This is a genomic window from Pseudomonas libanensis (assembly GCF_001439685.1).
Classification (GTDB): Bacteria; Pseudomonadota; Gammaproteobacteria; order Pseudomonadales; family Pseudomonadaceae; genus Aquipseudomonas; species Aquipseudomonas libanensis.
Window position 1 is genome coordinate 62,482 of the sequence record NZ_JYLH01000012.1, and the last position, 19,248, is coordinate 81,729.

Annotated in this window: 14 protein-coding genes; 11 read left to right on the top strand and 3 right to left on the bottom strand. The window is 61.3% G+C overall.

Annotated features, from left to right (window positions below):
- The first annotated feature begins 158 nt into the window (after positions 1 to 158).
- Genes TU73_RS18720 through TU73_RS18730 form a run of 3 tightly spaced genes read left to right on the top strand, consistent with a single transcriptional unit; the run spans position 159 to position 5,941 of the window.
- Entirely contained in the window at positions 159 to 3,380 is a 3,222-nt protein-coding gene (locus tag TU73_RS18720) for an efflux RND transporter permease subunit (protein ID WP_057013463.1), read from the top strand.
- Positions 3,370 to 4,539, top strand: a complete 1,170-nt coding sequence (locus TU73_RS18725; protein ID WP_057013464.1) for an efflux RND transporter periplasmic adaptor subunit — start codon at positions 3,370 to 3,372, stop codon at positions 4,537 to 4,539. The genes TU73_RS18720 and TU73_RS18725 overlap by 11 nt, the downstream gene beginning before the upstream one ends.
- The gene (locus tag TU73_RS18730) at positions 4,523 to 5,941 is read left to right on the top strand and encodes an efflux transporter outer membrane subunit (protein ID WP_057013465.1); all 1,419 of its coding nucleotides are present in this window, start codon (positions 4,523 to 4,525) and stop codon (positions 5,939 to 5,941) included. The genes TU73_RS18725 and TU73_RS18730 overlap by 17 nt, the downstream gene beginning before the upstream one ends.
- A gap of 148 nt (positions 5,942 to 6,089) precedes the next feature.
- Here TU73_RS18730 and TU73_RS18735 read toward each other — a convergent pair whose 3' ends face one another.
- Positions 6,090 to 7,373 carry a Zn-dependent hydrolase gene (locus TU73_RS18735; protein ID WP_057013466.1) on the bottom strand — a complete coding sequence of 428 codons (1,284 nt, stop codon included), beginning with the start codon at positions 7,371 to 7,373 and terminating at the stop codon, positions 6,090 to 6,092.
- Between the two features lie 46 nt (positions 7,374 to 7,419).
- Entirely contained in the window at positions 7,420 to 8,907 is a 1,488-nt protein-coding gene (locus TU73_RS18740; RefSeq protein WP_057013467.1) for an NCS1 family nucleobase:cation symporter-1, read from the bottom strand.
- A gap of 592 nt (positions 8,908 to 9,499) precedes the next feature.
- Here TU73_RS18740 and hydA point away from each other — a divergent pair.
- The 3 genes from hydA (at position 9,500) to preA (ending at position 13,726) form a co-directional block, all read left to right on the top strand.
- The gene (hydA, locus tag TU73_RS18745; RefSeq protein ID WP_057013468.1) at positions 9,500 to 10,939 is read left to right on the top strand and encodes a dihydropyrimidinase; all 1,440 of its coding nucleotides are present in this window, start codon (positions 9,500 to 9,502) and stop codon (positions 10,937 to 10,939) included.
- A gap of 145 nt (positions 10,940 to 11,084) precedes the next feature.
- Positions 11,085 to 12,452, top strand: a complete 1,368-nt coding sequence (locus tag TU73_RS18750; protein ID WP_057013469.1) for an NAD(P)-dependent oxidoreductase — start codon at positions 11,085 to 11,087, stop codon at positions 12,450 to 12,452.
- Positions 12,452 to 13,726, top strand: coding sequence for an NAD-dependent dihydropyrimidine dehydrogenase subunit PreA (gene preA, locus TU73_RS18755; RefSeq protein WP_057013470.1), 1,275 nt, complete (start codon positions 12,452 to 12,454; stop codon positions 13,724 to 13,726). Before TU73_RS18750 ends, preA begins: the two co-directional genes overlap by 1 nt.
- A 121-nt stretch (positions 13,727 to 13,847) precedes the next feature.
- Here the strand turns inward: preA and TU73_RS18760 are convergent, their stop codons facing one another.
- Entirely contained in the window at positions 13,848 to 14,468 is a 621-nt protein-coding gene (locus TU73_RS18760) for a TetR/AcrR family transcriptional regulator (protein ID WP_043048725.1), read from the bottom strand.
- A gap of 115 nt (positions 14,469 to 14,583) precedes the next feature.
- Here TU73_RS18760 and copC point away from each other — a divergent pair, with 115 nt between their 5' ends.
- The 5 genes from copC to TU73_RS18785 all read left to right on the top strand — a co-directional run bounded on the left by copC (position 14,584) and on the right by TU73_RS18785 (position 19,211).
- A complete protein-coding gene (gene copC / locus TU73_RS18765; protein WP_057013471.1) occupies positions 14,584 to 14,949 on the top strand; it encodes a copper homeostasis periplasmic binding protein CopC in 366 nt (121 codons plus the stop codon).
- 3 nt (positions 14,950 to 14,952) lie between these two features.
- Positions 14,953 to 15,810 carry a copper homeostasis membrane protein CopD gene (copD, locus tag TU73_RS18770; protein ID WP_057013472.1) on the top strand — a complete coding sequence of 286 codons (858 nt, stop codon included), beginning with the start codon at positions 14,953 to 14,955 and terminating at the stop codon, positions 15,808 to 15,810.
- A 174-nt stretch (positions 15,811 to 15,984) separates the two neighbouring features.
- The gene (locus TU73_RS18775) at positions 15,985 to 17,247 is read left to right on the top strand and encodes an OprD family porin (RefSeq protein ID WP_057013473.1); all 1,263 of its coding nucleotides are present in this window, start codon (positions 15,985 to 15,987) and stop codon (positions 17,245 to 17,247) included.
- A gap of 239 nt (positions 17,248 to 17,486) precedes the next feature.
- Positions 17,487 to 18,305, top strand: coding sequence for an NAD-dependent epimerase/dehydratase family protein (locus TU73_RS18780; RefSeq protein WP_057013474.1), 819 nt, complete (start codon positions 17,487 to 17,489; stop codon positions 18,303 to 18,305).
- Between the two features lie 30 nt (positions 18,306 to 18,335).
- Positions 18,336 to 19,211: an SMP-30/gluconolactonase/LRE family protein gene (locus TU73_RS18785; protein WP_057013475.1), complete on the top strand. Its 876-nt coding sequence runs from the start codon at positions 18,336 to 18,338 to the stop codon at positions 19,209 to 19,211.
- Positions 19,212 to 19,248 lie beyond the last annotated feature (37 nt).

A 19,248-nucleotide genomic window follows, 5' to 3' on the forward strand; every position in this document is an offset into this window, starting at 1 on the left:
CAAGCTTGATCAGCCCGCCTTTGTAGAACAAATGAATACATATGAAACGATCTTCAGCCGTTAACTAAATCTTCCTTCACCTGGCTGAAAGGTGCGTGTTAGGTGGGTCGGGCGAGACTGCCGGGGTTTGCAACCCTGCTTTTCTCGGAGACTCACGCATGCTCGGGCTGGTAAAGACCGCACTGCAAAAGCCGTACACGTTCATCGTGTTGGCTATATTCATCTGCATCATCGGGCCCATGGCGGCCCTGCGCACACCTACTGACGTGTTCCCCGATATCGGTATCCCGGTGGTCGCCGTGGTCTGGCAGTACAACGGCCTGTCCCCGGACGCCATGGCCGGGCGGGTGATCTACACCTATGAACGCTCCTTGAGCACCACCGTCAACGACATCGAACATATCGAATCGCAATCACTGCCCGGCATGGGCATCGTCAAGATCTTCTTCCAGCCCGGCGTCGATATCCGCACCGCCAACGCCCAGGTCACGGCGGTGTCACAAACTGTGCTCAAGCAGATGCCACCGGGCATCACCCCACCGCTGATCCTCAACTACAGCGCCTCCACGGTGCCGATCCTGCAAATGGCATTCTCCAGCCCCAGCCTGTCGGAAGCCAGGATCCGCGACCTGGTGCAGAACAATATCCGCCTGCCCCTGAGCGCCCTGCCCGGCCTGGCCATGCCCACGCCGATGGGCGGCAAGCAACGGCAGATCACCCTCGACCTTGACCCGCAGGCCCTGGCCGCCAAAGGCTTGTCGGCCCAGGACGTGGGCAATGCCCTGGCGTTGCAGAACCAGATCATCCCGGTGGGCACCGCCAAGCTCGGCCCCAACGAATACACGATTTTGCTCAACAACAGCCCCAAGGCGATCGATGAGCTCAACGATCTGCCGATCAAGACCGTCGATGGTGCGCTGATCACCATCGGCCAAGTGGCCCACGTGCGCGACGGCTCACCACCGCAGACCAACATCGTGCGCGTCGACGGTCATCGCGCAGTACTGATGCCGGCGCTGAAAAACGGCAGCATCTCGACCCTGTCGATCATCGACGGCATCCGCCAGATGCTGCCGCGCATCAACGAAACCCTGCCGCCTTCACTGAAAACCTCGCTGCTGGGTGACGCTTCGGTGTTCGTCAAGCAATCAGTGGGCAGCGTGGCCCAGGAAGGCATCATCGCCGCGTTGCTGACCAGCGCGATGATCCTGCTGTTCCTCGGCAGCTGGCGCTCGACCCTGATCATTGCCGCGTCGATTCCCCTGGCGGTGCTGTCGGCCATTGCGCTGCTGGCGGTCAGCGGGCAAACCCTCAACGTGATGACCCTCGGCGGGCTGGCGTTGGCGGTTGGGATCCTGGTGGACGACGCCACGGTGACCATCGAAAACATCAACTGGCACCTGGAACAAGGCAAGGCGGTAAAGACTGCGATCCTCGACGGTGCCGCACAGATCGTCGGCCCGGCGTTCGTCTCGCTGCTGTGCATCTGCATCGTGTTCGTGCCGATGTTCTTGCTGCAAGGCATCGCCGGTTATCTGTTCCGGCCGATGGCCCTGGCGGTGATCTTTGCCATGGCCAGTTCGTTCATCCTGTCGCGCACTCTGGTGCCGACACTGGCGATGTTTCTGCTCAAGCCGCACACACCGGAGCCAGGCGTTGGGCATCATCCTGAAGACGTGTTCATCAACCACCATGAAGGCGAGCAGCACAAGCAGCCGCGCAATGCCGCGCTGCAAACCGTGTTGAATTTCCAACAAGGTTTCGAGCGCCACTTCTCGAATATCCGCGACACCTACTATGGCTTGCTGACGTTGGCCCTGGGTCATCGCAAGCGATTTATCGTGGGTTTTCTGGCCTGTGTACTCGCGTCATTCCTGCTACTGCCAAGCCTTGGCCAGGACTTTTTCCCAGCCACCGATGCAGGAGCCCTGGCGCTGCACGTGCGTTTGCCGCTGGGCACGCGCATCGAGGAAAGCGCCGCGGCCTTCGACCGCATCGAAGCGCGGATCCGTGAAGTGATCCCCGCCGAAGAACTGGACACCATCGTCGACAATATCGGCATCCCGCTCAGCGGCATCGACATGGCCTACAGCAGCAGCGGCACCATTGGCCCGCAGGATGGCGACATCCAGGTCACGCTGAAAAAAGACCATGCGCCCACTGCCGACTACGTGAAAAAACTGCGTGAAGCCCTGCCGCAAAGTTTTCCCGGCAGCCACTTCGCCTTCCTGCCGGCCGACATCAGCAGCCAGATCCTCAACTTCGGCGCGCCGGCCCCGCTGGATGTAAAAATCTCCGGGCGCAGCGATGAAGAAAACCGCGCCTACGCCGTGGAACTTGAGCGGCGCCTGCAACATGTGCCGGGCATCGCCGACCTGCGTATCCAGCAGTCCACTGGCTATCCATCGTTGCAGGTGAATGTCGACCGCATGCGCGCCAATGGCCTGGGCATCACCGAGCGTGACGTCACCAATAGCATGGTCGCCTCCCTCGCCGGCAGCTCGCAAACCGCGCCGACCTTCTGGCTCAACCCAGCCAATGGCGTGTCCTATTCCATCGTTGCTGCCACCCCGCAATACCGCCTCGACAGCTTGCCGTCCCTGGAAGCGCTACCCGTGACCGGCGCCGATGGCCAGTCGCAGATCCTTGGCGGAGTGGCCACCATTTCCCGTGTGCAAAGCCCGGCGGTGGTCACCCACTACAACATCGAGCCCACCCTGGACCTGTATGCCAACGTACAAGGCCGTGACCTCGGCGGCGTCGCCCGAGACGTGCAAAAAGTCTTGGATGACACCGCCGCCATGCGCCCCAAGGGCGCGACGATCAGCCTGCATGGGCAGATCGATGCGCTGCATGAGGCGTTCAGCGGCTTGAGTTTCGGTTTGCTCGGCGCGGTGGTGCTGATCTATCTGCTGATCGTGGTCAACTTCCAATCCTGGGCCGACCCCTTTGTGATCATCACGGCCTTGCCGGCTGCACTGGCGGGCATCGTGTGGATGCTGTTCCTCAGCGGCACCTCGTTGTCGGTGCCGGCCCTTACCGGAGCCATCTTGTGCATGGGCGTGGCTACCGCCAACTCGATCCTGGTAGTGAGCTTCTGCCGTGAACGCCTGGCCGAACATGGCGATGCATTGAAGGCGGCGCTGGAAGCTGGCTACACACGCTTTCGCCCGGTGTGCATGACCGCCCTGGCAATGATCATCGGCATGCTGCCCCTGGCGATTTCCGAAGAGCAGAACGCCCCGCTCGGCCGTGCGGTCATCGGCGGCCTGATCTTCGCCACCCTCGCCACCCTGTTGTTTGTTCCCGTGGTCTTCAGCCTGGTCCACGGTCGTCACCCTACTCGCGCTGCAGCTGGAGAAACCGCACATGTCGTCTGATCAAAAACCCTCGCGCAAGCGTCTGATGCTCATGGGTGCCGGCGGCCTGACGTTGGCCGCCCTGTTGGTCGCCAGTGGCCTGCACGCCCGCACGCTGCACGAACAATCGGTCACTGCCTGGACCGAGGCCGCCGCCATCCCCCAAGTGATGGTGTTTGAACCCAAGCAGAACGCCGCCGGCGATACCCTGCGCCTGCCCGCGCACCTCGAGGCCTGGAGCAAGGCGCCGATCCATGCGCGGGTCAGCGGCTACTTGAAGGACTGGAAAGTCGACATTGGTAGCCAGGTCCAGGCCGGGCAGATCCTCGCCGAAATCGATAGCCCCGACCTTGATCAACAACTGGCCCAGGCCCATGCGCGGCTGATCCAACAACAAGCGAATGCGCGCCTGGCCGCCACCAGCGCGACCCGTTGGCAAAACCTGCTGGCCAGCCACTCGGTATCGCGCCAGGAGGCCGATGAAAAAGCCTCCAACGCCGCGGCGGCCAAGGCCAACGCCCAGGCCGCCGCTGCCGACTATGCGCGACTGTCGGCGCTGGAAAGCTACAAGACCATTCGTGCGCCATTCGCCGGCACCATTACTGCGCGCAACACCGATATCGGCCAGTTGATCAAGGCCGATACCGACAGCGGCCCTGAGCTGTTCAACCTTGCCGACACTCACCAGTTGCGCCTGTATGTGCCAGTGCCACAGAACTATGCAGCAGTGATCCATCCTGGCCTGGAGGCCGAGCTGACCGTGCCCGAACACCCAGGGGAGCACTTCAAGGCGCGCCTGATCGGTGACTCCACCGCCATCGACCGCCGCTCCGGCACCCTGCTTGCCCAGTTCGTTGCCGACAACCCCAACGGCGAGCTGCTGCCCGGCGATTACGCCGAAGCCACCCTGCCGATCCCGGCCGACACCCATGGCGTGAGCATCCCGGCCAGCGCCTTGATCTTCCGCGCCCAGGGCACCCAGGTTGCGGTGCTGGACAAGCACAATCATGTGCACTTGCAAGCCATTCATATCGGCCTCGACCTGGGCGAACGCCTGGTGATCGACCAAGGCTTGAAGCCCGCCGACCGCATCATCGACAACCCGCCTGACGCCCTGCGCGAAGGCGACCCGGTGCAACTGGCTGACGCCTCCGGAGGTGCCCATGCGCCCAAGGCTTAAACCCCTCGCCGCACTGATGCTGCTGGCATTGCAGGGTTGCTCGATGGCGCCCACCTACACAGTGCCGAGGGTGGACCTGCCGACTCATTACCGCGAACAGACCAGCGACGGCCCGTGGCACAGCGCACAACCGTCCGATCAATTGGCGCCCGAGTGGTGGAAGCTCTACAACGACCCTACCCTGGATAACCTGCAACAGCGCCTACTCAAGGCCAACCCCGACCTGGGGGCAGCGCTCGCGCATTTCGACGCGTCCCAAGCGTATGCCAGCCAGTTGCATGCCGGCCTGTTCCCGCAAATCACCGCCAGTGCACAACCGCTGCGCCAGCGACAATCGGATTCACGACCGTTGCGGGGGAGCACGCAGCCGTCGGTGTACAACAGCAACATCGCCGGCTTTTCCCTGGGCTACGACCTCGACCTATGGGGCAAAATCCGCAACCAGGTGGCTGCCGGTGATGCCCAGGCGCAAGCGTCCGCGGATGACCTGGCGGTGGCGCGATTGAGCCTTCAACACCAATTGGCCAGTTTGTATGTGCAGCTCAATGGGTTGGATGCACAGGGCCGGATACTCGACAGCTCACTGGAGGACTTCCACCAGGCGCTACAACTGACCCGCAATCGTTATGAAGGCCAGATTGCTTCGGAACTGGACCTGACAAGAGCGCAAAACCAACTGGCGCAAGCCAAGGCCGAACGCGATGAAGTGCGTGGGCAACGCAACCTGACCGAGCATGCCATTGGTGAATTGGTGGGGGTGGCGGCCAGTGATTTTTCATTGCCGCCCAGCCCGCAGCTGCTTGCGTTGCCAGGGGTCCCTTCGCAGTTGCCGATCCACCTGCTGCAACGTCGCCCCGACATCGCCGCGGCGGAACGGCGGGTGTTTGCGGCCAACGCGAATATCGGCGTGGCCAAGGCCGCGTGGTATCCGGATTTCAGCCTGACCGGGTTGATTGGCGGGCAAACCCAAGGCGTGGGTAACCTGCTGTCGGCAGGCAATCGCTATTGGGCGCTGGGGCCGCTGGTGAATCTGCCAATCTTCGATGGCGGGCGGTTGAGTGCCAACGAACGCCAGGCCAGAGCCGAATTCGAAGAGGCCTCGGCGCAATACCGCAGCCAGGTGTTGAAAGCCGTGAGAGAGGTCGAAGATAACCTGGGGCAGCTAAGGGATTTGCAGCAGCAAGCGCAGGATGAACAGGCCGCGGCGGATGCGGCACGGCATACCCAAACCCTGGCGATGAACAGCTATCAGGCCGGGGCGGTGAGTTACCTGGATGTAGTCACCGCGCAGACGGCGGCGTTGCAGGCGCAGCGGACATTGCAGGCGGTGCAGACGCGGCAGTTGCAGGCGAGTGTGGGGCTTGTGACCGCACTCGGCGGCGGCTGGCAGCCTGGGGCCTGACATCATTCTACGACCTAGCACAGCCCTAAATGTGGGAGGGGGCTTGCCCCCGATTGCGGTATTTCAAACACTGCATCATTGACTGACCGGCCGTCATCGGGGGCAAGTCGAATCGTCGCACCGCCCCTCCCACATTTTTTACTGCATTTCAAGCGGCTAACTTGCCGCTGGCGATTGCCGCCGAGGCCGCCACCATCGCACGCAACAACACTGCACACCCCGCCGCCAAGTCATCCGGTGCGGCGTTCTCGATTTCGTTATGGCTGATACCACCTTCACACGGCACGAAGATCATCCCCGCCGGGCCCAGCTCGGCGACGAAGATCGCGTCGTGTCCTGCCCCGCTGACGATATCCATGTTCGACAGGCCCAGGCTATTGGCCGCATCGCGAACGGCATCGACACAGCCTTTGTCAAAGTACAGCGGCGGGAAATCGGCGGTGGGTTCCATCTCATAAGTCAGACCCTGTTTGGCACAGGTGTCATCGATCACCTCGCGTACCTGGGCAATCATCGAATCCAACCGCGCAGGTTCCAGATGACGGAAGTCGAGGGTCATGCGCACTTCACCGGGAATCACGTTGCGCGAGCCCGGGTACGCCTGCAGGCAACCCACGGTGCCGCATGCATGCGGCTGGTGCCCCAGCGCGGCTGCATTCACCGCCGCCACCACCGCTGCCGCGCCCACCAGGGCATCCTTGCGCAGGTGCATGGGCGTCGGCCCCGCATGGGCTTCCACGCCACGCAGTTTCAGGTCGAACCACTTTTGCCCCAGGGCGCCGAGCACCACGCCGATGGTTTTCTTTTCATCCTCCAGGATCGGCCCCTGTTCGATATGGGCCTCGAAATAGGCACCGACCTTATGCCCACTCTCAGGACGGGTGCCCGCGTAGCCAATCGCGTTCAATGCCTCGCCGACGCTGACGCCATCCACATCGACCTTGGCCAAGGTATCGGCCAGGCTGAACTTCTCGGCGAACACCCCGGAGCCCATCATGCACGGTGGGAAACGCGAACCTTCTTCGTTGGTCCACACCACCACTTCCAGCGGCGCCTCGGTTTCGATCTTTAGATCATTGAGCGTACGCAGCACCTCCACGCCGGCCAACACACCAAAACATCCGTCGAACTTGCCGCCGGTGGGCTGGGTGTCGATGTGGCTGCCGGTCATCACCGGTGGCAAGTCGGGATTGCGGCCAGGGCGGCGCGCGAAAATATTGCCGATGCCGTCGATGGTCACGGTGCAACCGGCCGCTTCACACCACTGCACGAAGAGGTCGCGGGCCTTGCGGTCGAGGTCGGTAAGGGCCAGGCGGCATACCCCGCCCTTCGGGGTGGCGCCGAGTTTCGCCAGGTCCATCAGCGACTGCCACAGACGGTCGCGGTTGATGTGCTGATGGGTCGATTGCAGAACGTCGAGGGCAGCGTTCATGGGGATCTCCTCAGGCTGAATTTCTTATGATTGCATTTCACATTCACTACAACGGTGATTTGGCAGTCGCCGGGTTAATTGCGCGCTTGGCATTCAAGCCGTAATACAACACTCCACCCAACGCCGAACCGGTAAACCAGCCATAGCTGTAGAACCAGCTGAACGCATCGCTGCCCAGGGACAGCAGCGTCAGCACCACCGGCACGCCAAAGGCGATAAAACCGCTCCAGTTCCACGCCGGGTACACGTCGTCGCGGTACAGCCCCGCCAGGTCCAGTTGCTGTCTGCGGGTAATGAAATAGTCCACCACCATGATCCCGGCAATCGGCCCCAGCAGGCTCGAATAGCCCAGCAGCCAGTTGGAATACACGGTCTCCAGGCTCACATCGGAAACGATCAAGCCGAGTTTTTTCAGCAGCTCATGGGCCATCAGCGCCAGCCCGACCAGGCCGGTCAGGATCACCGCCGTAGTGCGGTTGATCAGCTTGGGCGCAATGTTCTGGAAGTCGTTGGTGGGCGAGACAATGTTCGCCGCAGTGTTGGTGGACAAGGTGGCGACAATGATCAGCGCCATAGCCACGGCCACCCATACCGGGCTCTGGATATGGCCGATCAGGGTCACCGGGTCGGAGACACTGACCCCCACCAGTTTTACCGAGGCGGCGGTCATGACCACGCCAAGGGCGGCGAACAGGAACATGGTCAGCGGCAAGCCGAAAATCTGCCCGAGGATCTGGTCTTTCTGGCTCTTGGCGTAGCGGCTGAAGTCAGGGATGTTCAGCGACAAGGTAGCCCAGAACCCCACCATCGCCGTCAGCCCCGCCATGAAATAGCCGGTGAGGTTCGCGCCTTCGGGGCGCTTGGGTGGGATCGCCATCAGCTCGCTGAGGGATACATTCGGCATCGCCCACACCAGCAGGCCAACCCCCACGGCCACCAGCAGCGGCGCCGACAAGGTTTCCAGGCGCTTGATCGACTCGGCGCCACGCAGCACCACCCACAGGTTCAAACACCAGAAGATCATGAAACCGATCACCTCACCGGTGCCACCGAGTGCCTTCCAGCCGTCGAAAATCGAACCCAGGAACAGGTGGATCGCCAGCCCGCCGAACATGGTCTGGATACCAAACCAGCCGCAGGCCACCAGCGCGCGGATCAAACACGGCACGTTGGAGCCAAGGATGCCGAATGAAGAGCGCAGCAGCACTGGAAACGGAATGCCGTACTGGGTGCCGGGAAACGCGTTGAGGGTCAGCGGGATCAGCACCACGAGATTGGCCAGCAGGATCGCCATGAGCGCCTCTCCCACCGACAGCCCGAAATACGCGGTGAGCACACCGCCCAGGGTGTAGGTGGGCACGCAGATCGACATGCCGACCCACAGCGCGGTGATGTGCCACTTGTTCCAAGTGCGCTCGTGCACCTTGGTGGGTGCCATGTCGTGGTTGTAGCGAGGGCTGTCGAGGACGTCGGGGCCGGCGTCGAGTTCGTACAGGCCGTTGCGCTCGATGACTTGCGATCTGTTCTGTTGCATGGCCGCTCCACGGTGTTTTTAAAATTATTGTTGCTCACCTGCACGTTGTGTCCAGGTGGCCGGAGTACCGCGTAAACAACATGACATCACGGGCTCCTGCCAGCCGCCACCGCACTCAATTACCGTGCCGACAACCCAACTTGAACCCGCACCGCTTATATAACGTGCTGATGTTATTCAACTTTCAGATTGCATCCAGACAACTGTCCAGGTTACGCAGGCTGCCTAACGGGAAGTTATCCGAACCGTCCGGACTCAATCTGGTGCAACACAATTATTTTTATTTTTCGACGCCGTCAAGCGGCATGTCTCAAGCGCCTGATTTGCAATAAGAAATGTTGCTTATAAGTGGAACCTGTCAAGTGCGTCAAAACGGTGAGGCAGTGCTACATTTTGGTGTATTTATAATTTTTACCATACAAATCAATATATTAGCGTCAGAAAAAGCTTAGGAAAAATCTTCTTGCCCAATCCAAAAACTCGGGCTAGTTTCTATTCCTGTCACCGATGACAGGAATTAACCGACCATCGGCGTGCAGCATTACAACACTTAGAACTGGCACAAGCCGGTCAAGCCTGTGAGGAACTCGACATGTCGCTGTTGATCCGTGGCGCCACCGTTATTACCCATGATGAAAGTTACCGCGCCGATGTTTTATGCGCAGGCGGTCTAATTCGCGCCATTGGCACGGATCTGGATATACCCGCGGGCACTGAATTACTCGATGGCAGCGGCCAATACCTGATGCCGGGTGGCATCGACCCCCATACCCATATGCAACTGCCCTTCATGGGCACGGTGGCCAGTGAAGACTTTTTCAGTGGCACGGCGGCGGGTCTGGCCGGTGGCACCACATCGATCATCGACTTCGTGATTCCCAACCCGCAGCAATCGCTGATGGAAGCGTTTCACCAGTGGCGCGGCTGGGCAGAGAAGTCCGCCTCCGACTACGGCTTTCATGTGGCAATCACTTGGTGGAGCGAACAGGTACGCGAAGAAATGGCCGAGCTGGTCAGCCATCACGGCATCAACAGCTTCAAGCATTTCATGGCCTACAAGAATGCGATCATGGCCGCCGACGACACCCTGGTGGCCAGCTTCGAGCGCTGCCTGGAACTGGGCGCAGTGCCCACCGTACATGCCGAAAACGGCGAGCTGGTGTATCACCTGCAACGCAAGCTGATGGCCCAGGGCATCACCGGGCCGGAAGCGCATCCGCTGTCGCGCCCATCCCAGGTGGAAGGCGAAGCGGCCAGCCGGGCGATTCGTATTGCCGAGACCATCGGCACGCCACTGTACCTGGTGCATGTGTCGACCAAGGAAGCGCTGGATGAAATCACCTATGCCCGAGGCAAGGGCCAGGCGGTTTACGGCGAGGTGCTTGCCGGCCACTTGTTGCTGGATGACAGCGTCTACCAGCACCCCGACTGGCAGACCGCCGCCGGCTATGTGATGAGCCCGCCGTTCCGCCCGCGCGGGCACCAGGAGGCTCTATGGCACGGCCTGCAATCGGGCAACCTGCACACCACCGCCACCGATCATTGCTGCTTCTGCGCCGAACAAAAAGCCGCCGGGCGCGACGATTTCAGCAAGATCCCCAACGGCACCGCCGGTATCGAAGACCGCATGGCGCTGCTGTGGCACGAAGGCGTCAACACAGGGCGCCTGTCGATGCAGGAGTTCGTTGCACTGACCTCCACCAACACCGCGAAGATCTTCAATCTCTACCCACGTAAAGGCGCGGTGCGCGTAGGTGCCGATGCCGACCTGGTGCTGTGGGATCCGCAAGGCACGCGAACCATTTCGGCCAAGACCCACCATCAGCAGGTCGATTTCAACATCTTCGAAGGCAAGACCGTACGCGGCGTGCCGAGCCACACCATCAGCCAGGGCAAGCTGGTCTGGGCCGATGGCGACCTGCGCGCCGAACGTGGCGCCGGGCGCTATGTGGAGCGGCCGGCGTATCCGTCGGTGTTTGAGCAGTTGAGCAAGCGGGCAGCGCTTTCCAAGCCAGTGGCAGTGAACCGCTAAACCCTTTCGCGAGCAAGCCCGCTCCCACATTTGATCGAGTTCACATAGATCCAGTGTGGGAGGGGGCCTGCCCCCGATGAGGCCAGTACAGGCAACAAAAATGCCCACTTAGAGGCAATCCAAAAAAAACCGTGAGGCCATCACCGTGATCCAGACCCTGACCCACCTCCCCCATCCCCGCGAAGACGGGGCCACCCTCGCCAGCCAATTCACCGACCTGGCACCACCCCTCAACGCCCGCCAGGCCCAACTGGAAGCCTCGCGCTGCCTGTACTGCTACGACGCGCCTTGTGTGAATGCGTGCCCCAGCGAGATCGACATTCCGTCGTTCATCCGCAATATCCACACCGACAACGTCCAGGGTGCCGCGCAGAAAATCCTTTCGGCCAACATCCTCGGCGGCAGTTGCGCCCGGGTCTGCCCGACGGAGATCCTTTGCCAGCAAGCCTGCGTGCGTAACAACGCCGAAGAATGCGCTCCGGTGCTGATCGGCCTGTTGCAACGCTACGCCATCGACAACGCGCACTTCAACGAACACCCGTTCCAGCGCGCCGCGCCCACCGGCAAACGCATCGCCGTGGTCGGCGCCGGGCCGGCGGGCCTGGCCTGTGCCCATCGTGCCGCATTGCACGGCCATGACGTGGTGATTTTCGAGGCCCGGGAAAAAGCCGGTGGCCTGAACGAATACGGGATCGCCAAGTACAAACTGGTGGATGATTTTGCCCAAAAGGAACTGGATTTCCTCCTGCAGATCGGCGGCATCGAAATCCGCCACGGCCAGCGCCTGGGCGACAACCTGAGCTTGAGCGAACTGCACCAGCAGTTCGATTCGGTGTTCCTCGGCCTCGGCCTGGCGGCCAGCAAACAGCTCGGTTTACCCCACGAAGACGCCCCGGGCCTACTCGCCGCCACCGACTACATCCGCGAACTGCGCCAGGCCGATGACCTCAGCCAATTGCCCCTGGCCGACCGCTGCCTCGTACTCGGCGCCGGCAATACCGCCATCGACATGGCCGTGCAAATGGCCCGCCTCGGTGCCCGGGATGTGAACCTTGTGTACCGCCGCGGCTTGGCGGACATGGGCGCGACCCACCACGAACAGGACATCGCCAAGGCCAATCAAGTGCGGCTGTTGACCTGGGCCCAACCCGAGGAAGTGTTGCTCGACGATCAGGGACGCGTAAGCGGCATGCGTTTCGCCCGCACCCGCCTGGACAACGGGCGCCTGCAGCCCACTGGCGAAACCTTCGAGCTGGCCGCCGACGCAATCTTCAAGGCCATCGGCCAAGGGTTTGACGGCGACGCGCTGCACGATCCATTGGCCCAGCAACTGCACCGCGTGGGCGAGCGCATCTTCGTCGACGAACAGTTGCGCACCAGCATCCCTGGCGTGTATGCCGGCGGTGATTGCGTCAGCCTCGGCCAGGACCTCACCGTCCAGGCCGTGCAACATGGCAAGCTGGCCGCCGAGGCCATGCACGCCCAACTCATGCTGAATGTGGAGGCTGCGTAATGGCCGATCTCTCGATAGTATTCGCCGGTATCAAGGCCCCCAATCCATTCTGGCTGGCCTCCGCGCCACCCACCGACAAAGCCTATAACGTGGTCCGCGCCTTCGAAGCCGGCTGGGGCGGCGTGGTGTGGAAAACCCTGGGGGAAGACCCCGCGGCGGTCAACGTGTCGTCGCGTTACTCAGCGCATTACGGGGCCAATCGCGAAGTGCTGGGCATCAACAATATCGAACTGATCACCGACCGTTCCCTGGAGATCAACCTGCGGGAAATCACCCAGGTCAAAAAGGACTGGCCCGACCGTGCGCTGATCGTATCGCTGATGGTGCCGTGCGTTGAAGAATCCTGGAAAAACATCCTGCCCCTGGTGGAGGCCACCGGCTGCGACGGCATTGAACTGAACTTCGGCTGCCCCCACGGCATGCCCGAACGCGGCATGGGCGCCGCCGTCGGCCAGGTGCCGGAGTATGTGGAGCAAGTAACGCGCTGGTGCAAGACCTACTGTTCGTTGCCAGTGATCGTCAAGCTCACGCCGAACATCACCGACATCCGCGTGGCGGCGCGGGCAGCGTATCGCGGTGGTGCGGATGCGGTGTCGCTGATCAATACCATCAACTCCATTACCAGCGTGGATCTGGAGCGCATGGTCGCCCTGCCGATGGTCGGCACCCAGAGCACCCATGGTGGTTACTGCGGCTCGGCGGTGAAGCCGATTGCCTTGAACATGGTGGCTGAAATTGCCCGTGACCCACAGACCCAGGGCCTGCCGATCTGCGGTATCGGCGGTATAGGCAACTGGCGCGATGCCGCGGAGTTCGTCGCTTTGGGCTGCGGCGCGGTGCAGGTGTGCACAGCGGCGATGCTGCATGGGTTTCGCATCGTTGAGGAGATGAAGGATGGCTTGTCGCGGTGGATGGACAGCCAGGGCTATACCAGCCTGCAGGCATTTTCCGGGCGGGCGGTGGGCAATACCACGGACTGGAAGTACCTGGATATCAACTACCAAGTCATCGCCAAGATTGACCAAGCGGCCTGCATTGGCTGTGGGCGTTGTCATATTGCCTGTGAGGATACCTCGCACCAGGCCATTGCCAGCCTGAAGCAGGCGGACGGCACGCATAAGTATCAAGTGATCGATGATGAGTGCGTGGGCTGCAACCTGTGCCAGATCACCTGCCCGGTGGCGGACTGTATCGAGATGGTGCCGATGGATACGGGCAAGCCGTTTTTGAATTGGACCCAGGATCCGCGTAATCCGTATCGGGAAGCTGTGTAGCCTTTAGACCGCTATCGCAGGCAAGCCAGCTCCCACAGTTGACCGCATTTTGTCTGAAGGAATGCAATCGAATGTGAGAGCTGGCTTGCCTGCGATGGGGCCCTCAGCCTCACCACAAAGCTCAAGGCTCCAACCCAATCCCCCGCAAAATCACACTGGTTACCGTCTGGATCGCCTTCTCGAACTGCATGTCCGACAACGGCTGGTGGTCGTTCAGGATCTTCACCTGGTGGTCAAAGTCGGCATAGTGCTGGGTCGAGGCCCAGATCATATACAGCAGGCTCGAAGGCTCCACCGGCAGGATGCGTTTGTCTTCCACCCATTGGCGAATCTTCGCCTCCTTCATCTTGGCCCAGTCGTACAGGCTTTCATCCAATGCCTCACCGAGGGTCGGCGCGCCGTGGATGATTTCATTGGCCCAGACCTTGGAGCCATAGGGTCGCGTCCGCGAGCGCTGCATCTTGGCGCGGATATAACTGCTGAGCACCACCCGCGGGTCGTCGAAGGTCTCGAAGCTCAGGGCGTCCTGCTTCCACAGCTCGAGCAGGTCGAACAGCACCGCGCTGTACAGCTCGCTCTTGGTGGTGAAGTAGTAATGCAGGTTAGAGCGCGGCAGTTGCACCTCTTCGGCGATGTCGGCCATGGCGGTGCTGCCATAGCCTTTTTCGGCGAAGACTTTTTCTGCGGCCAACAGGATTTTCTCGACGTTGACTCGACGAATTCCACTCTTGTGATTGCCCATAAGGGCTCCCTGACAACAACACGGCCTAAAGACTACCATCGGCTCTAGATCGGGGCGACAGGCGCGGTGCAAACTTCGTACACTGCTTGTCCTTCCCATTGATTGGTATTGAACAATGTTGATCAAGAAAGCCCTGACCATCGTCACTTTGCTGGCATCCCTGCTGGGCGCTTCGGCAGCGTTTGCCCACGCCCACCTCAAGAGTGCAGAACCTGCGCCCGACAGCAGCGTCGCCTCGCCGAAAGCCCTGCGCCTGACCTTTACCGAGGGCGTCGAAGCCACCTTTACCAAAGTATCCCTGAGCAAGGACGGCACCGAAGTCGCCATCAAGGGCCTGCAAACCCCGGACGCCGACAAGAAAGTCCTGGTGGTGACGCCCGCTGCACCGCTCGCGGCTGGCACGTACAAAGTCGTGTGGAACGCCGTGTCGGTCGACACCCACAAGAGCAACGGCGAATACAGCTTCAAGGTCGGCCAATAACCCATGGCAACGCTGCTGGTGCTGTGCCGTTTCCTGCATTTTGTAGTGGTGCTGATGATGTTCGGGGCCTGGGTGTTCAGGCCCTGGCTGCTCGGCACTCAAAGGCAGCCGGCACTGGACCGGCAATTGCTGCGCATCACCCGTGGCCTGGCCTGGGTGGGGCTCGGTTCCGGCCTGGTGTGGTTGCTGTTGATCACTGCCAGCATGGCCGGCAGTTGGGACGCAGCGCTGCAACCGGCCACCGTCCAACTGGTGCTGGGCAAGACCTTCTTCGGCCAGGTGTGGGCCTGGCATCTGCTGCTGAACCTGCTGCTGGTGATCGCGCTGATCAAGCCCTGGCCAGCCTTGCGCCTGCCATTGATCGCCCTGCTGCTGGCGACCCTGGCCCCTGTTGGCCATGGCGCCATGCTCGATGGGCTGAGTGGGCAATTGCTGATCCTCAACCAGGTGGTGCACCTGCTGTGCGTAGGAGCCTGGCTGGGTGGGTTGCTGGTTCTGGTGCTGATCCTCAGACACGCGCAAGAGCACCGGTTGGAGCCGATTCTGCGCCGCTTCAGCGGCGTGGGTTATGGCCTGGTTGCAGGCTTGCTGGTAACCGGCTTGATCAACGTGCGCGTGCTCACCGGGCAACTGTGGCCCACGCCGTTGTTCAGTGGTTTTGCCCTGATTCTGTTGATCAAGGTGATGCTGGTGCTGGGCATGTTGGCACTGGCGCTGCTGAACCGGTTGCGCCTTGATCGCTGCGAACAGCGGCTGGGCAGCTTGAAGGCCAGTGTGATGGTGGAATGGCTGCTGGGAGTCTGTGCAGTAGCCGCCGTTTCACTCCTTGGCACCCTGCCGCCGATGGTCCTGGCGGGATAAAAAACCAAGTCTGACTCCCTCCCACATTAACCCTGCCCGCTTTAAATCAGGCCACACGCAGTCATCGTATAACTTCTGCTTGACACACCCCGAAAACCCCGCAAATATCCCGCTCAATGTTGTACGACGACGTATAACAAAAAATAAAAACAACAAAAGAAAGGGAGCCTCACTGTGAGTCAATTCGCCCGCAATTCCTCCTCGTGCCTCGGACTTATCGGTCTCGGTGGCCTGGCGCTGACCCTGCCCCTCGCTACCAATGCCGAAGGCTTCATCGAAGATGCCAAGGCCACGCTCAACCTGCGCAACGCCTACTTCAACCGCAATTTCACCAACCCCACCAACCCCCAGGGCAAGGCCGAAGAGTGGACGCAGAACTTCATTCTCGACGCCAAGTCTGGCTTTACCCAAGGCACCGTGGGCTTCGGGATCGATGTACTGGGCCTGTATTCGCAAAAACTCGATGGCGGCAAAGGCACCGCCGGCACCCAGCTGCTGCCGGTGCATGAGGATGGCCGCCCCGCCGATAACTTCGGCCGCCTGGGCGTGGCGCTGAAGACCAAACTGTCGAAGACCGAATTGAAGGTGGGCGAATGGATGCCGGTGCTGCCGATCCTGCGTTCCGATGATGGCCGTTCCCTGCCCCAGACCTTCCGTGGCGGCCAGGTCACGTCCAATGAGATCGCCGGCCTGACCCTTTACGGCGGCCAGTTTCGCGGCAACAGCCCGCGCAACGACGCGAGCATGGAAGATATGTTCATGAACGGCAAAGCCGCCTTCACCTCGGACCGTTTCAACTTCGGTGGCGGCGAATACACCTTCAATGACAAACGCACCCAGGTTGGCCTGTGGTACGCCGAACTCACCGATATCTACCAGCAGCAATACCTCAACCTCACCCACAGCCAACCCGTGGGCGACTGGACCCTGGGCGCCAACCTCGGCTTCTTCAACGGCAAGGAAGACGGCAGCGCCCTGGCCGGTGACCTGGATAACAAGACCGTGTCCGCCCTGCTCTCAGCCAGATACAACGGCCACACCTTCTACGTCGGCCTGCAGAAGCTCACCGGCGACAGCGTGTGGATGCGCGTCAACGGCACCAGTGGCGGCACCCTGGCCAACGACAGCTATAACGCCAGCTACGACAACGCCAAGGAAAAATCCTGGCAGTTGCGCCATGACTTCAACTTCGTGGTGCTCGGCGTCCCCGGGCTGACCCTGATGAACCGCTATATCAGTGGCAGTAACGTGCACACCGGGGCGATCACCGATGGCAAGGAATGGGGGCGTGAATCGGAGCTGGCTTACACGGTGCAGAGCGGTGCGTTGAAGAACCTCAACGTGAAGTGGCGCAATTCGACGATGCGGCGCGATTTCAGCAATAACGAGTTTGATGAGAACCGAATATTTGTCAGCTATCCGATTTCACTGCTCTAAAGACCGCAGATGGTCTGTCAGCCACTGCACTACCACTGTGGGAGGGGGCTTGCCCCCGATGAGGAAGTGTCTGGAAATACATTCTTCGCTGACCCACCGCCATCGGGGCAGGTTGAATCGTCGCACGCCCCTCCTACATGTGATCTCACTCGTCTGGAAGGGCGTTGACAACACAGGGAATCCCTAACACTATTTCGACATAGTCATACGACAACCTACAACAAAAATCTGGAATGCCCATGACCACCACAACGCCCGCTCCCTTCAACCGCCTACTGCTCACCGGCGCCGCCGGCGGCCTCGGCAAAGTCCTGCGCGAACGCATGCGCCCTTACGCCAAGGTACTGCGCCTGTCGGATATCGCCGACATGGCCGCCGCTGCCGGCGCTCATGAAGAAGTACAGCCCTGCGACCTCGCCGATAAACAAGCCGTGCACCACTTGGTGGAAGGCGTCGACGCCATCCTGCACTTTGGCGGCGTATCGGTGGAGCGCTCCTTCGAAGAAGTCCTCGGCGCCAATATCAGCGGTATTTTCCATATCTACGAAGCTGCCCGCCGCCATGGGGTCAAGCGTGTGATCTTCGCCAGCTCCAACCATGTGATCGGCTTCTACAAGCAGGGCGAACAACTCGACGCCCACTCCCCGCGCCGTCCGGACAGCTACTACGGCCTGTCCAAATCCTACGGCGAAGACATGGCCAGCTTCTACTTCGACCGCTACGGCATCGAGACCGTGAGCATCCGCATCGGCTCCTCGTTCCCGCAACCCCAGAACCGCCGGATGATGCACACCTGGCTGAGCTTCGATGACCTGACCCAGTTGCTCGAACGCGCGCTGTATACGCCCAATGTCGGCCACACCGTGGTGTACGGCATGTCGGCCAACCTCGACACCTGGTGGGACAACCGCTACGCCGCGCACTTGGGCTTTGCGCCCAAGGACAGCTCCGAAGTGTTCCGCGCCCAGGTCGAAACCCAGCCGCCAGTGGCCGCCGATGACCCGGCCGCGGTCTACCAGGGCGGGGCCTTTTGCGCGGCAGGGCCGTTCGGTGACTGAGTGCACAGCAACCCAAGGGAATGAGTGGCCATGAGCGCTGAATTGATTGTCGATGCCCGCAACGCCGTAGGCGAATGCCCGGTGTGGGTGCCCGAAGAAAACGCCTTGTATTGGGTGGATATCCCCAACGGCGGCCTGCAACGCTGGGACGCCTCCACCGGCCACCTTAGCGCATGGAAAGCGCCACAGATGCTCGCCTGCATCGCACGCACCGACGCGGGTCACTGGGTAGCCGGCATGCAAACCGGCTTTTTCCAATTGACGCCCCACGCTGACGGCAGCCTCGACACCACACGCCTGGCCAATGTCGAGCACCCGCGTCCGGACATGCGCCTGAACGATGGTCGCTGTGATCGCCAGGGCCGTTTCTGGGCAGGAAGCATGGTGCTGGACATGGGCTTGAGCGCGGCCGAGGGCATTCTGTACCGCTATGCGTCCGGCGCCGCGCCCCACGCTCAACTGGACGGCTTCATCACCCTCAACGGCCTGGCCTTCAGCCCCGATGGCCGCACGATGTACGCCTCGGATTCGCATCCGCAGGTGCAGCAGGTGTGGGCCTTCGACTACGACACCAACACCGGCACGCCGTCCAATCGCCGCCTGTTTATCGATATGAACCACTTCCCCGGCCGCCCCGACGGCGCTGCCGTGGACGCCGACGGCTGCTATTGGATCTGCGCCAATGACGCCGGGCTCATCAACCGTTTCACCCCCGAGGGCCGTCTTGATCGTTCTCTCAGCCTACCGGTGAAAAAACCCACCATGTGCGCGTTTGGCGGCAGCCGCCTGGACACCCTGTACGTCACCTCGATCCGTGACGATGCGACTGAACAGTCGCTGTCCGGCGGCGTATTCGCGCTCAACCCGGGCGTCAAAGGGCTGGCCGAACCGCACTTCATCCTCTAGCTGTACTGCTGTGCCTTGAATACAACAATAACAAGAC